At 48.3% G+C, this 17,683-nt stretch carries 10 protein-coding genes; 8 read left to right on the top strand and 2 right to left on the bottom strand.

The annotated features are described in order from the left end of the window. Positions 1 to 55: 55 nt before the first annotated feature. From HGH92_RS05690 to HGH92_RS05660, 7 genes are all read left to right on the top strand, one after another. Positions 56 to 2,590, top strand: a complete 2,535-nt coding sequence (locus tag HGH92_RS05690) for an ATP-dependent Clp protease ATP-binding subunit (protein ID WP_168810692.1) — start codon at positions 56 to 58, stop codon at positions 2,588 to 2,590. Positions 2,591 to 3,449: 859 nt separating this feature from the next. Continuing rightward, positions 3,450 to 5,117, top strand: a complete 1,668-nt coding sequence (locus HGH92_RS05685; RefSeq protein WP_168869777.1) for a hypothetical protein — start codon at positions 3,450 to 3,452, stop codon at positions 5,115 to 5,117. 98 nt (positions 5,118 to 5,215) lie between these two features. Further along, complete coding sequence (locus HGH92_RS05680) at positions 5,216 to 7,228, top strand: hypothetical protein (protein WP_168869776.1); 2,013 nt, start codon at positions 5,216 to 5,218, stop codon at positions 7,226 to 7,228. 8 nt (positions 7,229 to 7,236) lie between these two features. Then, positions 7,237 to 8,820, top strand: coding sequence for a T9SS type A sorting domain-containing protein (locus HGH92_RS05675; protein ID WP_168869775.1), 1,584 nt, complete (start codon positions 7,237 to 7,239; stop codon positions 8,818 to 8,820). Positions 8,821 to 8,895: 75 nt separating this feature from the next. After that, positions 8,896 to 9,585, top strand: coding sequence for a (d)CMP kinase (gene cmk, locus HGH92_RS05670; RefSeq protein ID WP_168869774.1), 690 nt, complete (start codon positions 8,896 to 8,898; stop codon positions 9,583 to 9,585). Positions 9,586 to 10,223: 638 nt separating this feature from the next. After that, positions 10,224 to 12,173, top strand: a complete 1,950-nt coding sequence (locus HGH92_RS05665) for a tetratricopeptide repeat protein (RefSeq protein WP_168869773.1) — start codon at positions 10,224 to 10,226, stop codon at positions 12,171 to 12,173. Positions 12,174 to 12,223: 50 nt separating this feature from the next. Then, a complete protein-coding gene (locus HGH92_RS05660) occupies positions 12,224 to 12,991 on the top strand; it encodes a LytR/AlgR family response regulator transcription factor (RefSeq protein ID WP_168869772.1) in 768 nt (255 codons plus the stop codon). A gap of 311 nt (positions 12,992 to 13,302) precedes the next feature. On the opposite strand, the gene HGH92_RS05655 is transcribed toward HGH92_RS05660, so the two are convergent. Together HGH92_RS05655 and HGH92_RS05650 are read right to left on the bottom strand one after the other, a co-directional pair. After that, entirely contained in the window at positions 13,303 to 14,526 is a 1,224-nt protein-coding gene (locus HGH92_RS05655) for a 4-hydroxy-3-methylbut-2-enyl diphosphate reductase (RefSeq protein ID WP_168869771.1), read from the bottom strand. Positions 14,527 to 14,560: 34 nt separating this feature from the next. After that, positions 14,561 to 15,427: a rhomboid family intramembrane serine protease gene (locus HGH92_RS05650; RefSeq protein ID WP_168869770.1), complete on the bottom strand. Its 867-nt coding sequence runs from the start codon at positions 15,425 to 15,427 to the stop codon at positions 14,561 to 14,563. A gap of 347 nt (positions 15,428 to 15,774) precedes the next feature. Between HGH92_RS05650 and rpsA the strand changes: the two genes are divergently transcribed. Continuing rightward, positions 15,775 to 17,670, top strand: a complete 1,896-nt coding sequence (gene rpsA / locus HGH92_RS05645; protein WP_168869769.1) for a 30S ribosomal protein S1 — start codon at positions 15,775 to 15,777, stop codon at positions 17,668 to 17,670. Positions 17,671 to 17,683: the final 13 nt, after the last annotated feature.

Here is a 17,683-nt window from a genome sequence, read left to right as displayed (position 1 = left end):
TATTATTGTATAAGCAAGCCCCCGTAAGGGTTTTTGATCATTTAATATTCTCACAATGGACCAGAATTTTTCACCGCAAGTTAAGGAGATCATTTCGTTCAGCAGAGAGGAAGCTTTACGCCTGGGGAATGATTTCATCGGTACTGAACACCTGCTGTTAGGTATTATCCGGGAAGGCGAAGGCACGGCCGTAAAGATTCTGCAGGCTTTAAACGTAGACCTATACGAATTACGTAAAGAAGTAGAATTAGCTGTTAAAGATAAGACTGGAAAAAATATTGCCAATATTAACAGTCTACCCCTCACCAGACAGGCTGAGAAAGTCATCCGGGTAACGGTACTGGAAGCGAAAGCGCTGAAAAGCGCCACCGTGGAAACCGAACACCTCATGCTTTCCATACTCAAGAACAAGGAAAACGTTTGTACTCAAATCTTACAACAATTTGACGTGGATTACGATACTTTTAAAAACGAACTGGGCTTTGTAAAATCTGCCGACCCTAAATCCGAATTCGATGATCCGGGTGAAGAGGAGTTTGAAGACGAACGGAAGAGTTTTGCATCGAAAGCGAAACAGACCAACACCAAATCCAAAACACCCGTACTGGATAACTTTGGCCGGGACATCACCAAGCTCGCTGAAAGCGGCAGCCTGGACCCGATAGTTGGCCGCGAACAGGAAATTGAACGTGTGTCACAGATCCTGTCCCGCCGTAAAAAGAACAACCCCATCCTGATCGGTGAACCCGGCGTGGGTAAAACAGCCATCGTGGAAGGCCTCGCACTGCGCATCGTGCAGCGTAAAGTGTCCCGCGTACTGTTCGACAAACGCGTGGTAAGCCTCGACCTCGCTGCTCTGGTAGCCGGTACCAAATACCGTGGCCAGTTCGAGGAAAGGATGAAAGCTATCATGAACGAACTCGAAAAGAACAGGGACGTGATCCTGTTCATCGATGAAATTCATACCATCGTAGGCGCCGGCGGCGCTTCCGGCTCACTGGACGCCTCCAACATCTTTAAGCCCGCCCTCGCAAGAGGCGAGCTCCAATGCATCGGCGCTTCCACCCTGGACGAATACCGCATGTATATCGAAAAAGACGGCGCACTGGACCGCCGTTTCCAGAAAGTAATGGTAGAACCACCCAGCGTGGACGAAACCATACAGATCCTCAACAACATCAAGCCCCGTTATGAAGAATACCATAACGTGAGCTACTCCGACGCTGCTATCGATGCCTGCGTGAAACTGAGCGACCGCTACATGACCGACCGTCTGCTGCCCGATAAGGCCATCGACGTGCTCGATGAAGTCGGCGCCCGCGTTCACCTGAAAAACATCAATGTGCCGCAAAATATCCTCGATCTGGAAAAACAGATAGAAGATATCAAACAGGAGAAAAATAAAGTCGTTAAAAGCCAACGCTTCGAAGAAGCCGCTGCACTGCGCGATACTGAAAAGAAACTGGGTGAAGACCTGGAACGCGCTAAAGCCATGTGGGAAGAAGAAGTGAAGCATAAACGCTACCCGATCGATGAAGAAGCCATCGCGGAAGTAGTGAGCATGATGACCGGCATCCCTGTTAAAAGGATGGTACAGGCCGAAACTGAGAAACTCCGCCGCATGGGCGAAGACCTCAAAGGCGCCGTGGTGGGACAAGACGATGCTATCAGCAAAGTCACTAAAGCCATCCAGCGTAACCGCGTAGGCCTGAAAGACCCGAAAAAACCAATCGGTACCTTTATCTTCCTCGGCCCAACCGGCGTAGGTAAAACCGAACTGGCCAAATCCCTGGCCCGCTACATGTTCGACTCCGATGAAGCCCTCATCCGTATCGATATGAGCGAATACATGGAGAAATTCTCTGTAAGCCGCCTCATTGGCGCGCCTCCGGGATATGTAGGTTACGAAGAAGGTGGTCAGCTGACTGAAAAAGTACGCCGCAAACCTTACTCCGTGATCCTGCTCGATGAAATCGAAAAAGCACACCCGGATATCTATAACCTCCTGTTGCAGGTACTTGATGACGGTATCCTCACCGATGGCCTCGGCCGTAAGGTGGACTTCAAAAACACCCTCATCATCATGACCTCCAACATCGGCGCCCGCCAGTTGAAAGACTTCGGTGCCGGCGTAGGTTTCACCACCTCTGCCAAGGCAATGAGCGAAGAGGAAAACACCAAATCAGTGATCGAAAAAGCACTGAAACGGACTTTCTCTCCGGAATTCCTGAACAGAATCGATGATGTGATCATCTTTAACTCCCTGAGCAAAGAACACATCTATACCATCATCGATATCACCATGAAGAGCGTGCTCAAACGCCTCAATAACCTGGGCTTCAGCCTGGAACTGACAGACGAGGCAAAAGGCTTCCTGGCAGACAAGGGCTACGACCAGCAGTTCGGCGCAAGACCACTCCACAGGGCCATCCAGAAATACCTGGAAGACCCGCTGGCAGAAGAAATCCTCAATATGAACATCCATGACGGTGATATCCTCGTCGCTGACCTCGACAAGGAAAACCAGAAACTGGTGTTCACCCTGAAGAACAACTCTTCTAAAAGCAAATCAGAAAAATCTGAAGCGTAAGTAAAACAACGCATATAATTATCTACAAACGGCTGCCTGTAAAAGGCGGCCGTTTTTTTATTCCTTGTGATTAACCATGCTTGTGTGCCCACCGCATGCCCCCTCAATCCCATTCATAAATCAGCCAGCCTTTTACTATCACCTCTCATCCTCTCCCACCTCTTTGCCTCATTTTCTCCTTTTTGCCTCCTTTTTAGCCTTTTTCTTCAATTTTGATCCTCATTCATACCTGGCCCCACCAAATCTTTCCAATCCCTTCTTCCTCATCCTCACTTCAACCTTTTGCTCCGTTTTTCTCTTTTTTGTCTCATTTGCTTGTTTTTTCTTCAATTTAGCCTTCCTAAATCTACCTGCCTCGTTATCTCTTCGCTCCGTTTTTCACCTTTTTGCCTCATTTTCCCCGTTTTTACTCAATTCTGTTCCCTCGACCCCGATACAGACTGTGAAATCCCTTGCCGCAATCGCCCCTTTCTCACATGAAAATGTTAACTCACCTCTTTTTCAAGATAAGTTAACAGCCTATACACGCTTTCCCGTGTCCCCACTGGCTTTTGGAATCGATGCCAAAGCCCTCGCCACGCACAAAAAGAAGGTATAAAAAATATTATTAAAATATAAAATATAGCATAATAATGTCATTTTTGAAAAAATCATAATACATACCTTTGTCACATGAAATAATATTGACCTCTATTATTTTTTGTATGAGAATTAGATATACATCAGACTCTTATACATATTATAAAATTGCCTATATCTTTATTCTGACTTCCTTATAACCGAACACACATAAAATAATCAAGTCCGCTCCCATGCGCGGCCTGCTGGAAGATCATTTTAACTATTTATCCTTATACCAATGACTAAATCTTTACAAGTCGCATTCCGCGGTGTTTTACTGGGAAGCCTTACCTTGTTGGCAGCAGATACCTACGCTCAGCTTAAAGTAGGTAATCAGCCAACCAAGATCAACAAATCTTCCGTACTGGAACTGGAATCTGACAGACAAGGTCTCTTGCTTCCACGTCTGACCTCTTTCACTGCTATCGATGCACTGACTCCCCCGGATGGGATGATCGTTTATCTCGAATCTACTGACGTTACCCAAAGAGGCCTCTACATCAGAAGAAACGGTGCCTGGGAGAAAATGGCGAATGATAAAGACGCAACAGCCAACTGGAAACTGACCGGTAACGACGCGGTAGCCGGTAACTTCATCGGTACCAACGCAGGCAGCGTGCCATTGGTATTAAAAGGCCAGGGCGTAGAAGGTCTGATCATCGACAACGGTTATGCCTTCCTGAAAAAACTGGACGTGGTGACTGCCGGTGTAGATGTGCTGTTGGTAGACCCAACCAGCGGAAAAGTATCTTCCCGTAAAATCAGCGAGACAGCCTTCACCTCTGCGATCAACTCTATCAATGGTCTCACTGGTCCTAACCAAACACTCTCCACTGCCGGCGGTACAGACTATGCCTTCAACTCTACCGGCAATGATCATAAACTGACAATCGCTACTCAGGACGGTACCAAAACAGTCGGTCTCCTTTCCAAAGCTGACTGGGACCGCCTCGACAAAGCTGCTAAAGCTTTGGTAATAGGTACCTTCAATCCTACTTCCACAGGGTCTGGCCTCAGCATCAGCCCGGACGCGCTGGGTACTCCATACCTGTCTCTCCACGCAGCTGACGAAACCAATCCCGGTGCGCTGACAGCCACTGCCCAGAACATCGGTGGTAATAAAACCTTCAAAGGCAGCATCACCGTGGAAAATGGCGGCACTATCAGCTCTGGCCTGACCGTTAACGGTACTTCCAGCCTGAAAGATGACGCGGTAATCGGTAAATCCTTACAGGTAGGCACTACCACCGAACTGAAAGGAAAAGTAACCCTCGGCAGCGTAGCTACCGGTACAGACGCCAATACGGACGTGCTGATGCTGGGAACCGGCGGTGAAGTAATTAAAAAGACATTGCCTACTGCTGCTTTCAGAACATTTGCAAACGGTACCGACGGCCCGGATGTACACTATGCTGAAGACGCTGCTGCCAATACGCTCACCCTCCACGTTCCTTCTGCTTCCCTCGTGGCCGACAGAGGTCTGGTAACCAATATCGGTCAGACTTTCAAAGGTGCTAAAAAGTTCAACGATGACATGGCTGTTCGCACGAAAGTAATCGTAGGCGATACAACAGCGACTGCTAACTCTACCCTCCAGGTAGCCGGTTCTATGTCGCTCAACATCACCAATCAGAACGCTAGTTACGTGATGACGGATAATGATAACACCATCCTCATGAACTGCACCAGCGGCAATCTCACTGTAACATTGCTCCCCGCAGGTCCCAGAAAAGGACGGATCGTTACCATCAAAAAAATTGGCGGAACATTGACCAATTCCCTGCAAATCCTGACAGCCTCCGCTGCTGAACACATCGAAGACGGTACAGACTACTTTATTTATAATGACTGGACTTTCGTAACCCTGCAATCTGACGGAGCCAACTGGTTCATCATCAGAAAATAGGAAATAACGGTCAGGGGTATACGCTTATATACGTATAGTCCTGACCGTTATCTGCCTTTTGCCGGTCCTGCCAACTTCCATGTAATTAATTTATGAAGATGACTGTTTTAAGATATTTACCCGTACTGGGTCTGGGATTCCTTTTTTCTGCCCGGGCCACTGCACAACAAATGAAACTGGGGCTTCAGCCAACACTGATCAAAAAAGAAGCGTTGCTGGAACTCAACAGTGACAACCAGGGGCTGCTGCTGAACAGGGTGCCCAAAAGTGCCATCAGCACTGGCGGAGCTTTGTTCAACGCCAACGACGGTATGTTTGTGTATGTAACAGACCCGGGAGAAAAATGTCTTTACATCAAAGCAAATGGAGCATGGAAAAAACTGGCGGACTTCTCGTCCATCACAACGGACAACGTCCCTGAAGGCACTACCAACCTGTATTTTACGCAGGCCAGGGCAAGAAGCGCCTTCTCCGCCGGTAATGGTATCAATATCAGTGCTGCCGGCGTTATCAGTAATACCGGTGTGCTGACTTTCAACGCCCGCACCCCCGACGCTGTGGGAAATATCGCTCCGGTCGCAGGTGACTATGCATCCTTTTATCTGCCCAAAGCCACTCAGCTCACACTGACTGCCGGCACTGGCATGAAAGCCACTACCACGGCTACCCAAAACCTTAACACCAATCCTTCTTTTACCATTGACGCTGACAATGGATCGGCTATCTGGAACGCCAATAAATTGTCGTCTGTAGCGGTGTCCACTACTGCGCCTACTGTCAACCAGGTACTGACGTTCAACGGTACACAGTGGGAACCTAAAGCACCAACTGGGGTTACCGGCAACTTCATCAACAACAATGCTGCTTTGCAAACAGGCGCCACATTTAATATCGGTGGAGATGGAAGTATAGGAGGGAACCTGCAGGTAGGCGGCAACTCAACAATGTCGGGAAATCAACTGTTGATGGGCAAGCTTACATTAAACAGCCTGGCTGCTGTTACTCCCGGCGCCGCTAATACTAAAGTGCTGTCACTGAATGCCGCCGGCGATGTGATCGTTACACAACATGCCTATCTCACCCGCAAAATAAAACTGGTGGCGGGCTCCGGTGTCATTAACTTCGGTGCCGCCGGAGAACAGGACCTCTCCGCCGACAGGTCCTGGCAGATCAGCGTGGACAGCGCCAAAAATATCTGGAACGCTAATAAAATCCAGAACAACCCCGTCGCTACTACCGCTCCCAACGATGGCGATGTATTGAAATGGAACGCCACCACCCAAATGTATACCCCAGCTGAAGATATTACTGGTGGCGCTTCTTACGGTACCCTGGCGACCAGGGATATCCGTAATGCTGACGCCCCTGATGAACGTTATCGTATGAAAATCTGGCAAGGCCCGTCCCCGTCAGATCCGGTGAACGCCGGCACGGTACAATATGGCCCCGGCGGTACCAGTGCATTTGCCTGGAGCGTGCTGGCTTTCAGGTCAGGCAGCTACACTACTCATCTTTATTTTGATAAAAACACGATGGCCATCCGTGAATGGCAGGGCAGCCAGAAGCCGTTGAGCGCAAATGCCGGCCCTCCTGCCAATCCATGGTACAAAATGGTGACAACCTACGGCGATAACTCCTTTACTCCCGGCGGCCTGCTGTTTGGTTATCGTACCAGTGACGCTACTTCCGAAGTAGCACAGGATGCAGGTAACCTTTTCTGGGATAATACCAATAAGGAATTAGGGATCAACACCAGCAATCCACAGGCTGCCCTGGACGTAAATGGTGATTTTAAATTGGGACAGAATGGGACAGTATTGAATGGGATGTATAAGTTTCAGGTTACAATAACCGGTACTGTTGCCTTTCAAAAACAACTGGTAGTGACTGTTCCTGCGCCATCTGGTGTTCCTGCGCTGAGTACAGATGCTAATGTGATCATTAATCCTACAATCGATCTTAATCCTACAAGTGGTACGACAACGGCGGTAGCGATAGGCTGGGCGAGGGTGATTAGCAGCACGCAAATCAAGGTATACTTTACCAATGCCGGAACAGCAAATTACACTATACCTGCTGGTACCAAATTCAACGTCACCGTCATTCAATAAATCTTATTTTGAAAAAACAGCTACTCGCCATCGCCATACTTCTGCTGGGATATATTTTGCCGGCAACAGCGCAACAGGGTGTCTTCATCCCTGATGGCGCTTCCGTATGGCTTTCCGGTAACTCAGGTGTTTTTTCAGACCTTACCAACAACGGTATCCTGGGCTCCAATCCTTCGGCTACCCTGTATTTCCTCAGTAAAAAATGGACTAACGGCAACGCTGCTACGCTGCCCGATGAAAGTGCCGATGGCCGCTCCGGTACCGGCGGCAAATTCCTCTTCATGGGCCAGAACCCGCTGTATGGCAACGTAGGAAGGCAGCTGGTATTCGGTAATTACAGCCTCGCCACCAAACAGGGATGCAGTTTTCCCAATCTCGAAATCAATAACAGCGCCGGCCTGCTCCTTGATGATTTCAGCGATCTTAAAATCAGGAACAACCTGCATTTTACAGACGGGCATATTTTCCTCAATGGCTGGAACCTCCTCGTCGGTGAAAATAATCCCGGTACCATCACAGGGTACAGTGACCAGCGTTTTGTCGTGAATGGCGCCGGTGTGGCTGGCGGCGCGCTCTACCGTGCAGGCGTCACGGATGCAGCCAATAAAGTCGTTTTCCCCGTGGGAACGACCATCAACAACTATTCGCCGGCGGCCATCCTGCTGGACGGCGCAATGGACATGTTCAGCGTGCGTGCCTATGACAGCGTGTACAGCCTCGCTATCAGCGGCCGCGCCTATCCGGACAGCTTTGTCAACAAAACCTGGCAGATCACCCGCGCCGGCTCAGGCGGCGAAGCTACTGTGATCCTGCAACACATGGATGCGGATGAACTGCCGGCCTATACCGCTGCACGCGACAGCAGCTATATTACCCGCTTCACCGGCGGCGTATGGGACCAGGTGCCTTACCTGGCCACCCTGCCCAAACCCGGTACACTCACCACTAACGGCCTCGCTACGCCGGCGACGATGCATATGCGCGTTTTCACCGGCCTGGGGAACAACGAATATTTTGCCAAAACAACCCTGATCAGCAAATCTAAACCTGCTATTTTCCTTAGTTTCGAAGCCTATCGCATAGCACCGCTTATGGTGCAGCTCGACTGGACCACCAGCCGCGAAGTCAACAACCTGCTGTTTGAAGTGGAACGCCGCTACGAAAGGGAAGAAACGTTTTCCCGTATAGCCACGGTACCTACCAAAGCACTCAATGGCAACAGCAGCGTGCCGCTGAGCTATACAATGCAGGACCTCAACGACTACGACGGCTGGACCTACTACCGTATCAAAGCCGTTTCCCGCAACGGCAAGGAAGTATATTCCGAAATCCGCGCTGTACCACCGTTTGTACAGATCGATGTATTCCCCAATCCGAACAATGGCAAGTTCAAAGTGCGTATCCGTGGCATAAGAGGCCCGCTGATGATGCAACTCCGCGATACCTGGAGCCAGGTGATGCGCGAGTATGACGTACGCCAGGATAATGACCTGAGCGTGAGCGACCTGCCTGCCGGTACCTACTTCATGGTGCTTTACCATAAAGACACCCAGAAAGTAGCCTACACCTGCAAGGTGATGGTGATACCATAGGTTTGTTTTGCTTTTTTCGCATAATTCCCTCAATTTTGTGGGGTTATCTCTGTAGGCGGTTTTAAATAAATAAGGTTGAAAAAAATCATCATCACGATAGATGGCTACTCTTCTTGTGGCAAAAGTACGTTGGCAAAACAACTGGCTAAGAAGCTGGACTATGTCTATATAGACAGTGGCGCCATGTATCGTGCGATCACACTTTATTTTCTGCAAAACCGCGTGGACTGGGCTTCCCAGCCGGCTGTCGTGGCTGCCCTGGCAGACATACACCTCGAGTTTGAATACAATCCCAAATCCGGTGTCAGCGAAATGCACCTCAACGGAGAAAATGTGGAGCACCTGATCCGCGAAATGCTCGTGGCGGAAAAAGTAAGTGAAGTGGCCGCCGTGAAAGAAGTACGCGATTTCGCCGTTGCCCAGCAGAAAAAAATGGGTGCCCGCAAAGGCATCGTCATGGATGGCCGGGATATCGGGACCGTCGTATTCCCACATGCTGAACTTAAAATCTTCATGACCGCGGATATCGCTATCCGGGTAGAACGCCGCTTCAGAGAACTCTACGAGAAAAATAAAAACATCTCCATAGAAGAAGTAAAAGAAAATCTGGAACTGAGAGATTATATCGATGCTAACCGCGAAATCAGCCCGCTGCGTAAAGCTGATGATGCTATAATACTGGATAACAGCCAGTTAAGCCGGGAAGACCAGATGGACCTCGTCATGCAATGGGTGGAAGACGCCACATTGGCCCACACTTCATGAAATATTATTTTCTTTTATTAAAAGTCTTTTTATACATTTGCCATGTCCCTGCCTAACCACCAGCGGACTATCCCAATAATTTTCCACATCCTGAAGAATTTCCTGCTGTTTATTTGTATGCAAAACTATGTCGCCAACTGACAGGGTTTTCCATGCTTTGACCTTATCTGACCTGAAATATTGCCAGGGTATTGAATGTGGGCAATGTTTTTGCGGCCGGCTGATGCCTGTCCGCATAAACATGCAGTAAGACAACCATTGAAACTGTGATCGCTGAAGCGTAAAAGATATAACTGTCTTTATGAAGTCTTATTTGTAAACTATATCCACAAAACCTTTGCTATTAACCGATTATTGAACTTAACTATAAATAAATTCCGCCCGGCACGGCTTTTTTGCATCCTGTCTGGCATAAAGAGAAATGTGGGATGGCGTGGCTTGCCATGGCCGTTCCATATTTTCAGTAGGTGTATTCGGTTAATAGGAAGAAGGGGCGAATTCTTTCGCCCTTTCGCTTTTTTAAAAAGCACCTGGTGATAGCTTCTTCAGGAATTTGTCCCTGAAATGAACCGTAATCAGTAATTCGTCGTTTGTAATTCGTAATTCTTCTTAAATTGTGTGGTCACACTGTTCAGCTCATGTCTATTAAAATACTGTGTTTTTTAGGCTTGCTCCTCATAGGAGCCGGTTGGGCCGCTGATGCGCAGGACTCCCTGCGGATGTACCACACGCTGGACTCTATCCGGAAACTACCCAACGATACCGCCAAGGTGTCAGCGCTGATCAGTGCCGGCAAACAATACGGCCGCTATTTCGATAACCATCGGTCAGAAAACCAGTTCTGGCAGGATGCCCTCCCACTGGCCCATAAACTGCGCTCCGCCCGCAGCCTCGCCCTCCTGTATAATGAACTGGGCACGGCCAAAAGAAACAAATCCCAGTACCTCGTGGCGGAAGATTACCACGAAAAAGCCATCAAATACGCGGAAGATGCCAACGATACCCTGATGATGTGCCTGTCGTTCAATAACACCGGGGTAGACTGCCGCCGTCAGGATAAACTGCAACAAGCCTTCGATTATCACCTCCGCGCACTGCAACTGGCAGAAAAAATCAACGATACCCGCAATATCTGCGTGGCCACCAACAGCATCGGCAATATCCAGCTGACAGCGGAAAACTATGAAGACGCTGTCCGCCATTTCGACCGGGCACTGAAACTGGAAACGGAAAGCCATAATGACCTTGGCGTGGCCATCAACCTGGGTAACCTGGGCTATGCCTATCAGGGACAGCACAAACTGGACCTCGCCATTCAATACTACCACCGCTCCCTGGCAGTCAACCAGAAAATAGACAATCCTACGGGAATGGCTATATGTTATAACGCGCTCGGTACCGCCTATAAAGAGAAAAAGGACTACGCCACCGCGATGGAATTTCTACAAAAAGCCCTCGTGGTAAATGATAAGGTAGATGATAAAGTCCACGTGGCTGAGAGTTATCTCAATATCGGCAAACTTCTCAGTGCGCAAAATAAACACGACGAAGCCCGTAAGTACATGCAACAGGCCATAGACCTGAGCATCTTCTGGAACTTCAAATCCATGCTGATGGAAGCCTATAAGGCACTGGCGGCAGACTACAAGGCCAGTGGCGACTTCCGGCGCTCACTGGACGCGGCCGACAAGTCCCTGTTGTATAAAGACAGCATCCTCAACGAAAAATCTGCCATGGCGTTGAAACAGATGCAGGCAATCTACGAGGTGGACAGGAAAGACAATCAGATCAAAACACTGGAACACGATAAAACCCTGGGTGAGCTTAAGACCAAACGGAACGTGGTGTTCATCTTCGCGCTGGCCGGCTTTCTGCTCATGGCCATCATAGGCGGTTTTTTCTACATCCGCCACCGTAACCTGGAAGCCAACAAACAAACCCTCCAGCTGGAACTGAAATCATTGCGCTCCCAGATGAACCCGCATTTTATCTTTAACTCCCTTAGCTCCATACACCGGTATATCTGGAGCAATAATCAGGAAGAGGCCTCTGACTACCTCACCAAGTTCTCCCGACTGATGCGCCTGATCCTCGATAATACGCAGCATACGTTTGTAACGCTCAACAAGGAACTGGAATCCCTGCGGCTTTATCTCGATCTGGAATCCCTTCGCTGTAATGGCATCTTTGAATATAATATCCGCATCGGCACTGATATCAACGACGAGGAGGTGCTTATACCGCCCATGATCCTTCAACCATATGTGGAAAATGCCATCTGGCACGGGCTGGTGCATAAACACGATGACAAGGGCAGGCTCGATATCGATATCGTATTGAAAGACAGAAGCCTGGTATGTACCATCACTGATAACGGCATCGGCCGCCAGAAAGCGATGGAGATAAAGGAGAAGAAAGGAAAGGGGCATAACTCTGTCGGCATGAAAGTGACCGAAGGAAGGATCGATCTTATCCGGAAAATCAATAATAAGGAGGCAAGGGTAATGGTCACCGACCTGGAAGATACCGCCGGGCAGCCGGCTGGTACCATGGTGACTATTATTTTACCGGCCGAATTCATATTTTAGCATAAATAAAAACGGACGGCCGGTTGCCGTACCGCTAAACCTACCACAGCATGAGCGACATAAGAGCTATCATCGTAGATGATGAGCAACATTGTATTGATGCCTTGCAAACCATGTTAGTCAGGAAGTGCCCGGGTGTAGAAGTGATTGGATCAGCCAAAGGAGTAAAAGAAGCCAAAGAACTGGTGGATGAACTTCACCCCGATCTGGTTTTTCTGGATGTGGAAATGCCTCACCAGAACGGGTTTGAATTACTGAAACAGTTTGAAAAAATCGGGTTTGACGTCATCTTTACTACTGCCTATGAACAGTACGCCCTCAAGGCCATTAAATTCAATGCGCTGGACTATCTCCTCAAACCCTTCAGTGTAAAGGAGTTGCAGGATGCCCTCGACAGATGCAGGGAAAAACAGCAACAACGCCAGAAAGACACCAACAGCCTTTCGCCGATGGACGTGTTCCTGCAAAACATGAAAACGCTGCAGCAGTCACATAAAAAAATTGCCCTGCCTACCATCAACGGACTGGTGTTTATGCCTGTACAGAACATCGTCCGCTGTGAGTCTACCGGCAATTACACCCGTATTTTCTTTACAGATAAAAAGAACCTGATGGTGTCCCGGCCGTTGAAGGAGTTTGAAGAACTGCTGGCAGACGTGGATTTCTTCCGGGTACATAATTCACACCTGATCAACCTGCAACAGATGCAGTCATATATCCAGGGAGAGGGGGGCTTTGCGCTGATGAGTGATGGTGCGCAGGTAGAAGTGTCCAGGCGCCGCAAGGCGGATTTTCTGAAACGGGCCATGCAGTTTTAGCCAGGCAAGGCGCATGTCCGGTAGGGGTGCGGCTTTTATGGAAAACGATTGCTTTCCGTTTCCGGCAAAAAATGCTTTCCGATTTTAGGCTTTTTTATGCCACTTATGGTCAATAAACTACCAGATAATAAATGGCTGTTGTATGCGTTTTCAGGAAGATTTAATTTTGAATTACGATTTCAATTTTAGCGCTATATATAAATTTTATTCTCTGCATTACTAGCGTGATTAGCCCCAAAGAAAAAAGACACCTTCTGGTGTCTTTTTTGTTATAAAAACTTTCTGAATAATCTTGTTACAAATGACCTTTATTAGTCAACTATAGCCAGTTCATCTGCTTTGTGCTCCAGTCCGTAAAAAGACAATAACCGGCGGATGACGCCTTCCACTAAAGCATCAGGGCAGGATGCGCCACTCGTCAGCAGGATGGTCACCTGTGATTTTTCAGGTAAAAAAGTATCACTGTGGATTTCCTTCTTTTGATGGAAATCCCAATGGTCAATCTTGTTGGCGTGGTGCATTTGTTCTGGTGCGCTGATAAAGTAAGTAGGCAGCTTCTCTTCACACAGTTCCACCAGGTGGGAGGTATTGGAGCTGTTATAGCCGCCTACCACGATCGCCAGGTCTGCTGGTTCTTCCAGCATACCGATAACGGCGGTTTGGTTGTCATTGGTAGCATAACAGAGCGTGTCGCGGGTATCGGCAAAACGTTCGCCTGTATTGGCCTCTGTGAGGCCGTAATGGGCTACGATCACCTGGCGGATATAATCGGCGATGGCCTGTGTTTCAGTGGCCAGCATGGTGGTTTGGTTCACCACACCTACCCGTTGCAGGTCTTTGTTAACGTCAAAGCCTGGTGAGTACTGGCCTTTGAATTCCTCATAGAAGGTTTCGGCCGGTGTTTCGCCGGTGATGTAACGTGCCAGTTTCTCGGTTTCTGCCATGTCTTTTACCACCACGGTAGGGGTATTGGACTGGCTGTGGGAGAAGGTGGCCCTTGTTTCCTCGTGTTTGGGTTTGCCATGAACGATGACGGTATAGGCCTTTTTGCCGATTTGTTCCGCCTTGTTCCATACTCTCTCCACAAAAGGGCAGGTGGTATTGTATTTCAGCGGTTCAATGCCAAGGGAGGAGAGTTTGTTTTCTGTTTCGATGGTGGTGCCGAAAGCAGGAATGATCACGATGTCGTCGGACTGCAGGGTTTCCCAGGGCACCAGCTGATTACCGGCGGTGTCCATGATAAACTGAACGCCGCGTTCCAGCAGGTCATTGTTGACATGCGGGTTGTGGATCATTTCACTGAGAAGGAATATGCGCTTGTCCGGGTTCTCATCTACCGTTTTAAAAGCGATTTCGATCGCGTTTTCCACGCCGTAGCAAAAGCCGAAGTGACGGGCAAGCAGTATTTTCAGCGGACCAAAATCAAGCGTGGTGGGCGTGAAGTCCTTTTTCATGCGGTCCTGCTGTTTGCGTTGGTTTTTGATGGCGCTGATCAGCGGACTGCGATATATGACCGGAACATTAAAAGTTTTCATGCGTAAAAGGGCGAAAATTGAAAGGCAAAGGTAATCAGTTTTCTTTGCTCACTTTGTCCAACCAGGCTTTTTCTTCCGCGCTGAGGCTGTTATAGCCTTTTTCATTGATTTTGTCGAGCAACTGGTCCAGGCGCAACTGGTTGTTGTCGTCTGGTTTTTTCACCACTTTCAGCGGTGACTTTTTGGGTTTGGTCCTGGCCTGTACCCGTTTGTTTTCCCGCCGGGTTTCAGCGTCGAAGAGCCAGATCAGTGGTTTGCAGAGGTCTGTGCCGCTTTGCAGCGCACTGATATAGACGAAGCCGAAAAGAGCGCCGCCCATGTGGGCGATAATGCCGCCGAGGTTGCCCCGCGGGATGGAGATGACACCCAGTACGATCACGGCGAGGGCCAGCCATTTCAGCCTGACGTTGCCAAAAAACAACAGCCCGATCTCATAATTGGGCATCAGGGTGGCGCAGGCCACCAGCATACACATCACCGAGGCGGAAGCGCCGATCATGGTGGAAGGCATCCCCGGAAACAGGAGGTTGTAGGACAACATATACAACGCCGCGCCGGTAATACCACCCATGAGGTAAAGCGGCAATACGCGTTTATTGCCTAAAAAACTACGAAAAAGATTTCCGAACCAGTAAAGGTTCAGCATATTAAAGAAGACGTGAAAGATCTCTACATGGGTGAACATGTAGGTGATCAGTCCCCAGGGTTTCCTGATAAAAGTGCCGGGCAGGGAGTGAAGGGTCAGCTGGTCAAATGTCCATGCAAATGCGGTATTGGGAGAAATGAGATACAACAGGTTGATCCCGATAAAAATGACAATGTTCCAGATAAGCAAATGATTGACCGTGTTGCCTTGTCTGAGCCAGAAGCGAATATCCGATTGAAATGAGGTCCCGTTCATATACACAAATTAAAATAAAAATCCGGGATTTAAAACCCTTTACAGGGCAGATTTTCAGTTGATGAAATTTAACTTTTTTTACTGCAGATAATTATCAATTGGACACTGAATAAATAACAAATTTTCGCTATTCTGGTTGACAACGGCTGGTAAAAAATAAACGGAATCCTGCCTTTGTAGTATTATAAATTCAAATATGATTAAAAAATATCCGAAAAGAACGTTAAATGAGGGACGGGAGAGGGGATTTCTTCCGGAAAAATGAGGTTAAACGGGTAATTTTTCGTATTTTTGCCGTCCCATAAAACAGGGAGTCCGGGTATTCCGGATTTAAATTTTCATTTTTTATGAGCGAAAACAACATTATTAACGAACAAAACGCAGAGCAACAGGCTCCGCAGGCAGCTGCGGCAGAAACTGCGACAAAAAAGGCTCCTGTAGTAGCAACTGCCCACGACGATTTCGATTGGAGCGTGGACAAACGTAACGTTTCTTCCTACAGCAAAGAAGAGAAAGAAAAGTACGACCAGACTTATGACAGCACCTTCAAAGTGTTTGAAGAAAACACCCTGCTGAGCGGTACTGTAGTAGGTATTACCAACACTGACGTGGTGATCAACATCGGCTTCAAATCCGACGGCCTGATCTCCCTGAACGAATTCCGTGACTTACCGGGTCTGAAAATCGGTGACGAAGTGGAAGTGCTGGTAGTGGAAAAAGAAGACCGCGACGGTAACCTGCACCTGAGCCGTAAACAGGCTCGCCAGAAACGTGCATGGGAAAAAATCGTGGAAGTTTACAAAACAGGCGAAGTGGTTACTGGTACTGTTACCAGCAAAACCAAAGGCGGCTTGATCGTGGACGTTTACGGTATGGAAACATTCCTGCCAGGTTCTCAGATCGACGTGAAACCGGTTACCGACTACGACCAGTTTGTAGGCAAAACCATGGAGTTCAAAGTGGTGAAAGTAAACGAAACCATCCGCAACGCCGTAGTTTCCCACAAAGCGCTGATCGAAAGCGATATCGAACAACAAAGAGTGGATATCATCTCCAAACTGGAAAAAGGCCAGGTATTGGAAGGTACCATCAAGAATATCACCGACTTTGGTGCGTTCATCGACCTGGGCGGTCTGGACGGTCTGCTGTACATCACAGACATCTCCTGGGGCCGTATCTCCCATCCGAGCGAAGTGCTCCAGATGGACCAGAAAATCAACGTGGTTGTACTGGACTTCGACGACGAAAAACGTCGCATAAGCCTGGGCTACAAACAACTCACTCCGCATCCGTGGGATACTTTACCAGCTACTATCACCGAAGGTGCTAAAGTTAAAGGTAAAGTGGTTAACATCGAAGACTACGGTGCATTCCTGGAAATCATGCCGGGCGTAGAAGGTCTGGTACACGTTTCTGAAATCTCCTGGGCTTCTACTCCTATCAACGCTAAGGAATTCTTCAAATTAGGCGAAGAATACGAAGCAGTGGTAGTTACCCTGAGCAAAGAAGAACGTAAAATGTCTCTGTCTATCAAACAACTGACAGAAGACCCATGGTCTACTATCGAAACTAAATTCCCGGTTGACAGCCGTCACAAAGGCATCGTTAAAAACATCACTCCTTACGGCGTGTTCGTTGAACTGGAAACTGGTATCGGTGGCATGATCCACATCTCTGACCTGAGCTGGATCAAACGTTTCAACCACCCATCTGAATACACTAAAGTAGGTAACGAAATAGATGTAGTGATCCTGGGTATTGACAAAGAAAACCGCAAACTCAGCCTCGGTCACAAACAGATCGAAGAAGATCCATGGAACACTTTCGAAACTATCTTCCCGATCAACTCTGTGCACGAAGGTACAGTTGTGAAGAAAGATGAGAAAGGTGCTACTGTTCAACTGCAATACGGCCTGGAAGCTTACGCTCCTGCCCGTCACCTGAGAACAGAAGACGAAAAACCAATCAACGTTGAAGACGTGAAAGAATTCATGATCATCGAATTCGATCGCAGCGAAAAACGTATCCTGGTTTCTCACACAAGAGTATGGGAAAAAGCACAGGCTGAAGAAAAAGAAGCTGTTGTGAAAGAGAAAAGAGCTGAAGCTGACAAAACCCGTAAAGCAGTGAAAAACATTCAGGGCAAAGTAGAAAAAGCTACTTTAGGTGACCTGGGTGCACTGGCTGAACTGAGAGAAAAACTGAAACAATCTGAAGGTGGCGAAGAAAAAAGCGCACAATAAGATCCGTTTTGGC

The organism is Chitinophaga varians, from assembly GCF_012641275.1.
GTDB lineage: Bacteria > Bacteroidota > Bacteroidia > Chitinophagales > Chitinophagaceae > Chitinophaga > Chitinophaga varians_A.
Note: the sequence above shows the minus strand (reverse complement) of the source record. Positions and strands in the feature narration are given on the sequence as shown.

Bases quoted from the DNA above. Each gene is read 5' to 3' on its own strand.
- HGH92_RS05690 (WP_168810692.1), top strand. From the start codon at position 56: ATGGACCAGAATTTTTCACCGCAAGTTAAGGAGATCATTTCGTTCAGC.
- HGH92_RS05685 (WP_168869777.1), top strand. From the start codon at position 3,450: ATGACTAAATCTTTACAAGTCGCATTCCGCGGTGTTTTACTGGGAAGC.
- HGH92_RS05680 (WP_168869776.1), top strand. From the start codon at position 5,216: ATGACTGTTTTAAGATATTTACCCGTACTGGGTCTGGGATTCCTTTTT.
- HGH92_RS05665 (WP_168869773.1), top strand. From the start codon at position 10,224: ATGTCTATTAAAATACTGTGTTTTTTAGGCTTGCTCCTCATAGGAGCC.
- HGH92_RS05660 (WP_168869772.1), top strand. From the start codon at position 12,224: ATGAGCGACATAAGAGCTATCATCGTAGATGATGAGCAACATTGTATT.
- HGH92_RS05655 (WP_168869771.1), bottom strand. From the start codon at position 14,526: ATGAAAACTTTTAATGTTCCGGTCATATATCGCAGTCCGCTGATCAGC.
- HGH92_RS05650 (WP_168869770.1), bottom strand. From the start codon at position 15,427: ATGAACGGGACCTCATTTCAATCGGATATTCGCTTCTGGCTCAGACAA.
- rpsA (WP_168869769.1), top strand. From the start codon at position 15,775: ATGAGCGAAAACAACATTATTAACGAACAAAACGCAGAGCAACAGGCT.